This window comes from Longilinea arvoryzae, from assembly GCF_001050235.1.
GTDB lineage: Bacteria > Chloroflexota > Anaerolineae > Anaerolineales > Anaerolineaceae > Longilinea > Longilinea arvoryzae.
The window spans coordinates 180,523-192,301 of record NZ_DF967973.1 but is presented as its reverse complement, the minus strand read 5'-3'; the positions used below and the strand labels follow the sequence as shown (position 1 = coordinate 192,301).

5 protein-coding genes are annotated in these 11,779 nt (G+C 55.5%); 4 read left to right on the top strand and 1 reads right to left on the bottom strand.

Annotated features, from left to right (window positions below; translation table 11 throughout):
• Positions 1 to 344 precede the first annotated feature (344 nt).
• Together LARV_RS19370 and LARV_RS19365 are read left to right on the top strand one after the other, a co-directional pair.
• Entirely contained in the window at positions 345 to 704 is a 360-nt protein-coding gene (locus LARV_RS19370) for a hypothetical protein (protein WP_075075452.1), read from the top strand.
• A gap of 7 nt (positions 705 to 711) precedes the next feature.
• Positions 712 to 1,293: a TetR/AcrR family transcriptional regulator gene (locus tag LARV_RS19365; protein ID WP_075075451.1), complete on the top strand. Its 582-nt coding sequence runs from the start codon at positions 712 to 714 to the stop codon at positions 1,291 to 1,293.
• Between the two features lie 289 nt (positions 1,294 to 1,582).
• Here LARV_RS19365 and LARV_RS19360 read toward each other — a convergent pair whose 3' ends face one another.
• Positions 1,583 to 1,957: a hypothetical protein gene (locus LARV_RS19360; RefSeq protein ID WP_075075450.1), complete on the bottom strand. Its 375-nt coding sequence runs from the start codon at positions 1,955 to 1,957 to the stop codon at positions 1,583 to 1,585.
• Positions 1,958 to 2,079: 122 nt separating this feature from the next.
• Between LARV_RS19360 and LARV_RS19355 the strand changes: the two genes are divergently transcribed.
• On the top strand, positions 2,080 to 4,206 hold the full coding sequence (locus LARV_RS19355) for a Tex family protein (RefSeq protein WP_075075449.1): 2,127 nt from the start codon (positions 2,080 to 2,082) through the stop codon (positions 4,204 to 4,206).
• 531 nt (positions 4,207 to 4,737) lie between these two features.
• On the top strand, positions 4,738 to 11,772 hold the full coding sequence (locus LARV_RS19350) for an RHS repeat-associated core domain-containing protein (protein ID WP_083522790.1): 7,035 nt from the start codon (positions 4,738 to 4,740) through the stop codon (positions 11,770 to 11,772).
• Positions 11,773 to 11,779 lie beyond the last annotated feature (7 nt).

Below are 11,779 nucleotides of genomic sequence, written 5' to 3'. Positions count from 1 at the left end.
GAAGTGGATACAGGCTTCCCCCGCAAACCCGACGTTACGAGCCGACGCAAGTATGGGAAAACACAGGCGCACTGCCCGTTTCAAAGGAAAGGGGGAAAAAATGGGTTTACGGAAAGTCACAGGTAATTTTCCGTAGACAGGGTTGGAGGGGGAAGGGTATCGATGGCCGGAGTGGATACGGGCTTCCCCCGTAAACCCGACGTTTCAAGCCGGGGTAAGTCGGGGGAAACACAAACGCACAGCCCGTTTTCAGAAAAGGGTTGACAGGCAGAAGAATTGCTTCTATAATTTGAACAACGTTCAAAACACAGTTCAAATTGCTATTCATATATGGAGGTAATTCGATGAAATCCTGGCCGATATTTTTCGTGGAGCTCGCAGTCACTGCTGCGATCGTCTATATCGGTGTCTCTCAAAAGAGCATTCTCTTTATCGGGGGAGAAAGGTCGGCGGTCATTGTGTTGGGGATCGTGGGCATGCTGTTTTGCCTGATCAGCGTTGGCAAGTTCATCGCCGTGCCGGCCCACCCCGGGTCGATCCTCGGCTACCTATTTGGGTCGCTGGCCATGCTGATTTTCCTGGTGCAGGTCTTTCACTGGGACCTGCCGCTCATCACGGCCCCCCGAATCGCCCTGTACGCCCTGGCATTTTGCCTGCTGGCCATGGGTTTGATTGCCAGATTGGCGTCTCCGGTTATAAAATAAAAGGATCATGAGAGAAGACCGGAAGAACGAGATCATTCAAGCCACCATCCGCCTGATTCAGGATAAGGGCAGTCATCCCGACGCCATCACGGTCCGGGAGATCTGCAAGGAAGCCGGGGTGGGGGTGGGGATCATCAATTACTATTTCGAGTCCAAGGACAACCTGATTGCGCAGTGCGTCCAGCAGATCATCGGAAACGTCATTGCGCATTTTGGTGAAGTGCTGGCGCCATGGCCGACGACCTCGGCCATGGGCCGGCTCAAATACGCGGCCAATGCGACGGTCACCTTTCTGTACGGCAACGAGAATATCTCCAGGATTTCCATTTTGAGCGACCTGCGCAACGGCAGGGCGGGGGATAATACCGAGCAGACCATCGCGGCCTACCTTCCGCTGGTGGAGGCGGTGTGCCGGGAAAGGCAATCGCAGCGCGACGCCAAACAGGCGACGGTGACGATGTGCATGGTTTTGCAGGGGGCTTTCCTGCGAACCGAACGCATCCAGGCCGAATTGGGGATCGATATGCGCAATCCGGAGGAACGCAAACGCTACGTCGACGGGTTGATCGACGGCCTGTTCGAGGGTTAATTTCAGAAACGAACGCGCTTTTCCATCCGATCGTGGGTGAAAATCGAGAGAGTCGGTCCTTAAAAGGGGGGCAACCCGCGGGTTCGCCGCGCCTTTTTGGACCGATTTTCTTATTCCGGAGGTTGAATCCGGCCGTTTTTCCTGAAATTTCGTGTAGCCAATTGTTGACCGGTGCCCGATAGTGGATAGAAAAAACTCAGGGGTTAAGGGTAGAAAAAAAGGCCCCGGTCAGGGTAGAAAAAACCCGCCGCGCGGCGGGTGGGGGAGAGTGAAGCGGCCGGAAGGGGCGTCAATAGGCCTTCCATTCGGCGCTGTAATTGCCGACGCCGGCGCTCAAATCCAGGGTCAATTTCCAGGTGCCGGTATCCGGCGCGTCGAAGACCTTGCCGTAGGAGACCGGCGCGTCGGGCGTGACGACGCCGAATTCGATGATCGTGCCCTGCGGATCGGTCAGCGACCAGCGCAGGGTGCCTGCGGACAGGTGGGCCGTGAAGACCAGATCGGCGTGGGCGGTTTCATCGGTGACGGTGAACTGGCAGGCGTTCTCGAACGTCTTGCCCTCGCTGAAAGTCGATTCGCAGGAAGCGCTGCTCTTGGAGCTGTCGCAACCGCACAGCAGCAGGGGGATGATCAGGATGGGTAACCAGCGGAAGAAGCGTCTCATGCCGCTATCTTACCATATCTGGCCGAAATGCTCATTTTCCACCCGGCCGGAGTTGCCTGCGCGGCCGGGTAATCGTGATAGAATTGCCCGCGTTGCAAGGATTCCATTTCCCACAGGCAAACATGACCTATTCTGACCGCATTGCCACAACCCTCAAAATCAAGCCCACCCAGGTGACTGCCGCTGTGCAGCTTCTCGAAGAGGGCAACACCATCCCCTTTATCGCCCGCTATCGCAAGGAAATGACCGGCACGCTGGACGAAGAGCAGCTTCGCCAGGTGCAGGCCGAGCTGGAACGCCTGAAAGCGCTGGACGAACGCCGCGCGGCCGTGCTGGCTTCGATCACCGAGCAGGGTAAACTGTCGCCCGAACTGGAAGCCCAGATCCAGGCCGCCGAAACGATGACCGTTCTGGAGGACCTGTACCTGCCATACAAGCCGAAGCGGCGCACGCGGGCCAGCATCGCCCGGGATAAGGGTCTGCAGGGGCTGGCGGATTGGATTTTGACCCAGGCGCGCACGCAGCACGACGCCGAACACATGGCGCAGGGATTCCTCAACGAGCAGGTGGCCAGTGTGGAAGAGGCGCTGGCCGGGGCGCGGGATATTGCGGCCGAGACCATCGCCGAGAACGCCGACGTGCGCCAGCGCACGCGCGAAGGCGCCCTGCAGCAGGCCCTGCTGACGGTGGAAAAAATCGAGGACGCGCCGGACGAGAAGAAGGTCTACGAGCTGTACTACCAGTTCGAATCGCTGGCCGGGCGGCTGCGGCCGCATCAGGTGCTGGCGATCGACCGCGGCGAGGCCGAGAAGGTACTGCGGGTGCGCTTTACGCTCCCCGAGCCGGCCTGGCGCGGCGCGGTGACGGCCAGTTACAAGGTGGACGAGCGTTCGCCGTTCGCGGACCAACTGCGCATAGCCATTGATGATGCGGCCGAACGACTGCTGATCCCGGCCATCGAACGGGATGTGCGCCGCCGCCTGAGCGAAACCGCCGGCGCGCACGCCATCCGCGTGTTCGCCGATAACCTGCGCGGGCTGCTGCTGGTGCCGCCCATCGCCGGGCAGGTGGTGTTGGGGCTGGACCCGGGCTTCCGCACCGGCTGCAAGGTGGCCGTGGTGGACGAAACCGGCAAGCTGCTGGACACGACCACCATTTACCCGCATGAGCCCCAGAAGCACCTCGAAGAATCGGCGGCCACGCTGCGCAGATTGATCGATCAATTTCACGTGACCCTGATCTCGATCGGCAACGGCACCGCCTCGCGTGAGACCGAAGCCCTGGCGGCGCGGCTGTGCCGCGAGGTCAAGGGATTGCAGTACATCATCACCAACGAAGCCGGCGCGTCGGTTTATTCGGCCAGCCCGCTGGCGCGCGCCGAGTTCCCACAGTTGGACGTCAGCCTGCGCGGCGCGGTTTCGATTGCCCGCCGCGTGCAGGATCCGCTGGCCGAACTGGTCAAGATCGAGCCGCGCTCGATCGGCGTGGGGCTGTACCAGCACGACGTGGATCAGACCGCGCTGACCGATGCGCTGCACGGTGTGGTGGAAGACGTAGTCAACCAGGTGGGCGTGGACGTGAACACGGCCTCGCCGGCCCTGCTGACCAACGTGGCCGGCATCGGGCCCAAACTGGCCGAGAAGATGGTGGCTTACCGCGACGAGCACGGCGCGTTCCGCACGCGCGAGGAGCTTAAAGCGGTGCCGACGCTGGGTCCCAAGGCCTTCGAGCAGTCGGCCGGCTTTTTGCGCATCCCGGGCGGCGACAACCCGCTGGACGCCAGCGCCATCCACCCCGAGAGCTATGCCGCGGCGGCGGCCACACTGCAGCGCGCCGGCGTGGCAGCGGGCGCCCGCCCCGAGGAGATTCGCCGCAAGCTGGCCCTGCTGCGCCGGGACGTCAAACTGGCGGACCTGGCGGCCGGGCTGGGCGTGGGCGAGCTGACCCTGACCGATATTCTGGATCAACTGGCACTGCCGGGCCGCGACCCGCGGGCGGATGCCCCCGCGCCGATTTTGCGCTCGGATGTGCTGAAGATGGAAGACCTGACCCCGGGCATGCACCTGAAGGGCACCGTGCGCAACGTGGTCGATTTCGGCGCCTTCGTGGATATCGGCGTCAAGCAGGACGGCCTGCTGCACCGCACCCAGATCCCGCGCGAAGAGACCCTGGCGGTGGGCCAGGTGATCGAGGTGCAGATTTTGAAGGTGGAAGCGGAAAGAGGAAGGATCTCGCTGGGGTGGGGGTAGAAGAAATGCTGAATGTAGAAGGTTGAATGCTGAATGCTGAACCCTCTTCGAGGGTGAATAATGAATGAAAAGAATTTCTGATTGTTGATTTTGGGTTGCTGATTGAAGAAGAGGCTGCCCGGTGAAATGCCGGGCGGTTTTTTTTTGTCGTGACGAGGTCAGTCGTTGAAGGACGGTATTTCGAAAGACCCCGAAACACACGAAGAACACGAAAGAGAGTCTGCGCGGATGGGCGGATCGCCTTTTTTTCAGGCGCCCGTCAACGGTTCTACACATTTTGAGAAAATCAGTATACTAGGATGAGCAGGTCCGGACCGGCATCGGATCGTATCCGCAGGCAAAGACGTTGCTCGCGCCAAATCGGGGACTGAAACCCGCCTGATCGAAGATATCTTTCCGGTGGTTTCGATTATGCAAATCTGTGAATTTGAAATAAAATAACAACATTAAATTTATTTTTGTCGGTGTGTTAACAAAAATATAACCTTTACTGGTCCGATATCAACCTATCCATCGAACGGGGTCGTATCCATGGCAAACATCGCGCGCGCATTGCTGACTCTTGTCTTTCTTGTAAACCAGATCATCCCTGGTAATTTGATTCCGAAAATCCAAGTCCTTTCACATCCGTTGCAAGAAACCCAGGATGCAACGCCGAATAGCAATGGCTATCCGCCGCCCGTCGAAGCGACACCTACACCTGACTCGACCCTGATTCCCACGTCGACATCTACGCAGGAATTTACTTCTTCGGTTACACCTGTTCCAACGGATGCCCTGGTTCCAACAGATTCCCCAACTGCACAACCAACGGAAATTGCAGGGGATAATGGCGGTGATCCAACCCATCCGGACGCCGTGCTCACCCTAGCCGCGGAGGAAGAATTCTATGTACCCGGAAATACCATAATATTGGATTGGAAACTCCAACCAACGGACTTGATTTCCGAACCCACCTTAAAAATCTTTTATTCAAAAAATATTACCTTTCAGGGAGATATTTCAGAATGTTCCACCGAAAGTATGAGTGATGAATCACAAGGTGGAGATCAGGACAATACATGTTTTATCATGGTAGATATCGCTGAGAAAAGCGGGAGTCTGATTTTCCAGACAGCCGCTGATTTAAAACAATCGTTATACTTTCGAGCGGTACTCTACGATGGAGAAAAAACTGAATACTCAGCTGATATTAAATTACATGCAGCGCAAGTATTTCACACAGTGGATAAGAAATTTAATTCAGTAACAAAAGAGGGCCGAATCAATCTCAAAATTCCTGAGGGGGCTCTATCCAGCGATGCCATTTTCTATGCCTATAGCACGGATATGGAAGACATTCCCTATTCACTTTCTGGAAACCCCATCACGATCATTGCCCGACAGGATGAAACCAGAGCCCCGGTTGAGCATTTTGATCAACCGATCACCATCGAGTTCCAATACAGCGATCTGGCATATTCCTTGGGGGATGAGGAAAATCTATCCCTGTTCTATTTTTCCGAAGAGGAAAACACCTGGATTCCGGTTCCCAGCCTGGTGGATACGAAGAACAATGTGGTAACCGGGTATTCGGACCACCTGTCATTTTATGACATCGACGTTAATAAATGGGAAGCGGCGCGCCTGCCTTCGATGGAAGGATTCCAGACCTCCCTTTTTACCGGCGCGGCCACTTATTCTTATCCATTTGAAGTGCCTGCCGGCCCCGGTGGACTACAACCGGATCTCAACCTTTCGTACAACAGCCAGGTCGTGGACAGTGCTTTAAGCCGCATGCAGGCCAGTTGGGTCGGCATGGGCTGGTCGTTGGATACGGGCTACATCGAACGGAACATCCACGACACCCAGGATCGAATGATCTCGGAGGGACACTCTTCGACGTACGATCCAACCAGCGATGATACATTTTCGATCGTTGTTAATGGCGTCAGCGATACCTTGCTGCCCATTCCAGAATCCGAAGGAGATGGCGATCCAACCACCATTGACTACCGTACCACCAATGATTCTTTCTGGCGCATTCGTCGGTATAACCTGACGGCATGTATCGGTTATTCTTCGGATGGAAATTTCACCCAAGTGACAAAAGATTGCTCTTACTGGATGGCCTGGGACAAATCCGGGAATCAATATTATTTTGGTTCTAATGTGGCTGGCGATGGTGGTACCAGCTATTACATGGAATGGCATAAAGGATGGGAAGGTGGCGATTATCCAGATGGTGACTGGGGAGCTTTACGTCCCTGGCGCTGGTCACTGACGGCTGTAACGAATACATCCAACAAAACATTGACTTATTCGTACACAAATATTGTTAAAACAGTCGATTATAGTTCTTTATCCCCGTCCTACAGCGTCGATGCAGCTGTTTATCCGAAGGAGATTGTTTATCCTCATGGAAATTACCGCGTTTACTTCGCATTAAGCGATCGTACAGATTACGACACCGCCTGGAATAATATAAATGCAAACATCCGCTATACGACAAAGAAGCTTAGCGCGATTATCGTTGAGCAATACAACGGAAGCACGTGGGTATTGGTACGAAAGTACTTACTGAATTACTACACCAACACTGAGAATTCCGTATTTCCCGGGCTGACCTGGTCGGCCGGTGGAAAAACGCTGACGCTAAAATCGATAACAGAGGTCGGTACAAACGGCACGTCCACACTGCCTGAAACTACCTTTTCATACGAAGACAATATGCATCTGACATCGGCTACGAATGGTTACGGTGGAAAAGTCGTCTATGATTACGAAGATGAACCTTGGTACTCCCAAGATGCACCTGAGGATTGGAAAGTGGAAGGTAGATTCGATGATGATGTGGTCAATAATATAGATGGGGTTTGTGGTAACAATATTCCACAAAAAATTTCTGGGAATGATCTTGGGTGGGAAGCAGTTGATAGCACTGATTTTGTCTCTTGCATAACCTCAGATTATGGCTACGTGACCCTGCGCGGGCATACTTATAATGATTCCATTGCTGAAAACTTCCAGCCGGGGGGATGGTACCGGTTTAGGCTGTATCTCGCCGGAGCGGGTCAAAATTTGACCCTGTGGATCAACGGCGGCATTCCTCAAGGGACTAGCACCACTTTGCTCAGTGGCTGGAATTATTATAGCTATGAAGGCTATCTGCCCGGGAATATCGGAAGTGTGCGTTTGATTGCGAATTGCCTTACAGCGAATGAAGCACAAGGCAATTGTGGAATCAAGCGCCACTCATTTACCCTGCTGCCGACCCGCTATCGGGTGGAAGCCAAGAAGTTGTATGCCTCGCCAATGGATGCGAATCCCATCCAAACGGTCACCTACCAGTATTTCGGTGCGGCGATGAACGATGCCGCCACCTCTGCGGCCGCCTCGCAGCCCAAGGAGACCCGTTACAACGATCCCTACACCGAGTTCCGCGGGCACGAACGCGTGGTGGAGACCTATTCCAACGGCCAGGTCGTCACCACCTATTTCCACCAGGACGACATCCTCAAGGGCCGCGTCAGCCGGGTGACCGTCGCCAACGCTGCTGACAAAATCTTCAGCGAAAACATCAATACCTACACCTCTACCCCATATTCGCTCGCTACCGGCGCGGCCTATTTCCCGAAGAACGCGTCCGGCACGGCCTACACCGACCTGCTAGGATACCGGGTTTTCACGGCATCGGAGGTAATCCGGAATTACAACGGCGATGTCGCCGTTCCGGCCGGAATTGACGATGACCCGGCCTTGACGTGGACGGGACAGCGCACGGAGTATCATTATCAACCGGATCAGCAGTGCGCCAAGCAATACGGCGACCTGACCCAGACTGTGCAGTCCTATTGGACGGGTTCCGTCTGGCAGGATTACCGCCTGACCTGGTCGGAATACTACCCGCGGGACGAGCAGACGGGGGAGGCAAGATACATCGTCGGGCTGCCGGCGTACACCAATGTGTACAGTTGCCCCGCCAGCAGCCAGAACGGGGATTGCTACGACGATCTCGACCCGATTCCGCTGGATGATTCCCGGTTGAGTTCGACCTCGTATATTTACGACAGCCTGAGCCCGACCACGACGGTCAATCAGCAGCCGACCCAAGGGTTGCTCACCCAGGTACGCAAGCTGATCGCGAATGAACCCACCGACCAATATCAAGACACATTCACCGTCTACGATGAATGGGCCATGCCGACCAGCGTCACCACCTACACCGGCTACGGTACGCCTACCGCGGTCGCTTCGGATGGGCCGCAAACCACCACGACCACCTATGATCCGGTTTACCACACCTACCCTGTGACCACGACCCATATCGTGCCGGGCGGTTCGCCGGTCGAACGGACGACCACGGTGACGTATCACCCCCTGCTGGGCCTGCCAACCAGCGAAACTGATCCGAACGGCTCTGTCACCAGCGCCGAATATGACGTCTTTGGCCGTATGACCAAGCTGATCCGGCCGGGGGATACGACCTCTTCACCCAGCCTGAGCTTTTCATATCATGCCGAGACGGTTCCCTTCTGGACCGAGCTCAAGCAAAAGATCGATGGGACGAATTCTCAAACCGCGCGCAAGTTCTACGACGGCCTGGGCAACCTGGTCCAGGAGCAGACGGCGGGTGTGGAATTTGCGGACAACTATTGCAGCTCGGACGCAGACCTTTTGCCGGATGTGTGCGATATCGTGATCGATCACGAGTACGGAGACAACGGGAACGGCTCCTTCACCCGTACGGCCGTTTCGAAAGCGGTTCCGCAGGGCGCGGGATGGCAGGCGCTGAGCCACACCGCCAACGATTGGACCACGGTGCAGGCCGACATCCTGGGCAGAACCCTCCTGATGGCCCAACCCGATGGCGCTTCCACCCAAAACGCGTATGCCATTCAGGATTTTTCCATCCTAGGCGCGCCCCAGCGCGTGCTGGATACGCTAACCATGGACGCGCTCGGCCATGTCACCCACACCTACACCGACAGCCGCGGGCGGACGGTTCAGGTGAGCGCGCCGGATGGCCCATTCATCGTTTACCGCTACGACGAGTTGGACCGCCTGAAGGAAGTTGATCAGGTCAACCGGAACACCGACGCCGTTTTTGCCACGACCACGCTGACCCTGGACCTGGCCGGGCGCAAAACATCCATGACCGACCCGGATATGGGCTACTGGAGCTATTCCTACGACGCCCTGGGCAACCTGGCTTCGCAGACGGATGCCGAAGGCCATAAGATCTGGATGGAATATGATTCCCTCAACCGGTTGTTGGTAAAAGGGACCTATACGGATGAAGAAGAACCTGTTGCCTATCCCCTGGCAACCTATTCTTACGACCAGAGCAGCGAAACCAGCCTGGGCGTCGGGCAGCGCACCGGCATGACGGATGCTTCGGGCAGCACGGCCTGGGAGTACGACGCGCGCGGGCGGGTGATTCATGAGAGCAAACACGTCCTGGACGGCGTGAACGACCTGGGCGAGTACAACACCTACTGGACGTACTATTCGAACGACAGCGTCCACCAGATGGTCTATCCCAACCAGGAGGCCGTCACCTTTGCCTACAACGCCAACGGCTTACTGGAGCGGGTGTCATCGATCCAGGACAGCACTTACGATTATCATGATTACGTTTCGGGCATCCAATACGACGAGAGCGGCCGCGTTGTCCGCCGCGAACTGGGCAACGGCGTCGCGCAGAGCTATACGTTCAACCTGTGGACAATCCAAGGCGGACGTCTGAGCAACCTCACCACCACGGGCGCGCAGACCTACCAGAATTTATCCTACACGTATGACGATAACGGAAATATCAAGTCGATCACCGACGCGGTCGCGAACGAAACGCTGAATTTTACCTACGATTCCCTCAACCGGCTCGACACGGCCGGCGGCCCGTACAGCGAGGACCCGGCATACGACGCCGTCACCGGGAACATCGCATCCCGGAACTCGATCATTTACAGTTACGACCCGGATCACGTCCATGCCGTGGCCGCGACGACCAACGGGAACTCCTACACCTACGATAATAACGGCAATATGTTTACCCGCAGCGTGTCGGGAGAATCTTACGGCCTTACCTACGATAAGGAGAATCGCCTGACGAACATCACCGGTAATGGCTCGAACGCCCGCTATGTGTACGACGGCGATGGAAACCGCGTGATCGCAGTCGAGGATGGCATCACTACGGTTTACATCGGCAACTACTTCGAAGCCGAACTGGGTACAGAGACAACTTACCCCGTGTTCGTGCCCGACCTGGTTCAAGGGGAACTGCCCAATAAGCTTTACCTGCCCATGATCCTGAACGGCGAAGGGACGGGCAGTGTTGCGCCGCAGGTTGGCCCGGGATTCTATCTGACGCACCCGATAATACCCAATCAGGAATCGATCACCTGGCGCATGTATTATTACGCTGGTGCGCAAAGAGTAGCCATGCGCGTGGCGGAGATGCCCATCGCTGAACCACAACCCACGCCCACCCCTGGGCCTACTCCGACGGTCGAGCCTTATCCCGCGCCGACCCAATCTGCGCATCAGGAAAATATCTTTACCCGCTTCGTGGCGTTCTTGAAAGATCTCTTTGAAGCACAACCGGTTTACGCGGCTGCTTCGAAAGCGCCTGCGGCGGTCATTGCACCGATTGGTGAAGTGTACTTCCTGCTCAGCGATCACCTGGGAAGCACGACGATCACTTTGAATGTGGACGGCAGTGTCAAATCGGAGATACGTTACGATGCCTGGGGAAAGACCCGCGATAACTCGGGCACGACCCCGACTGAACGGCGATACACCGGTCAAATAGAAGAAGCCGGTGCTGGCCTGTATTTCTACAATACGCGCTGGTACGACGATTCATTGGGGCGATTCATTCAACCTGATAGCATCGTTCCCGAAGCCATCCAGGGTACTCTAGCCTGGGATCGATACGCCTATTCGAATAATAATTCCATTCGTTATTCCGATTCTTCCGGGCATTGCATTGGGCCATTATTACCCCTCTGCCTCATGGCTGCCGCTTTTATTGCGGATAATGCTGCCATCATTACAAGTATCGCAATATCAGGCGCGATATTGTCTTTTGTTGGTCCCAGTGATCCAGATCCTGTGCTGATAAACGATCCTATAGCTTCACAACAGGCGTTGGATAATTCCGCTCTTCAGGCGTATGGGTGGCTAACCTTGGGTCAGGCGGCCTTAGAATTCTCGAGTGTAGCAAATGCGTCAAGTACAGGTAACACTCAGTCCCCACAAGATAATCGGGAAAATTCATATTGTCGATACTGTTCAGAGGCCGAACTAGAAGCTATAAATGAGACAGGTTATCTTCGTGGCGCTCGTCCGGGAGACACATACTTTACTACGGATAATTATTTTTCAGCAATAGAAGCGCAAGAAAAGCTTTCGTTATATGCTCCCCCAGAAATCAAGATCGATTTTTCAATAACAAATTCTCCAAACATTACTGGACCCAGTGTTGTTAGGCCTAAATATGGACAAAATGGAAAAGGAATTGAGTATTGGAGTAGTGATCCAGTCCAAGTTTTGATAAAATCAATATTGAAGCTGCAATAGGAGAGAG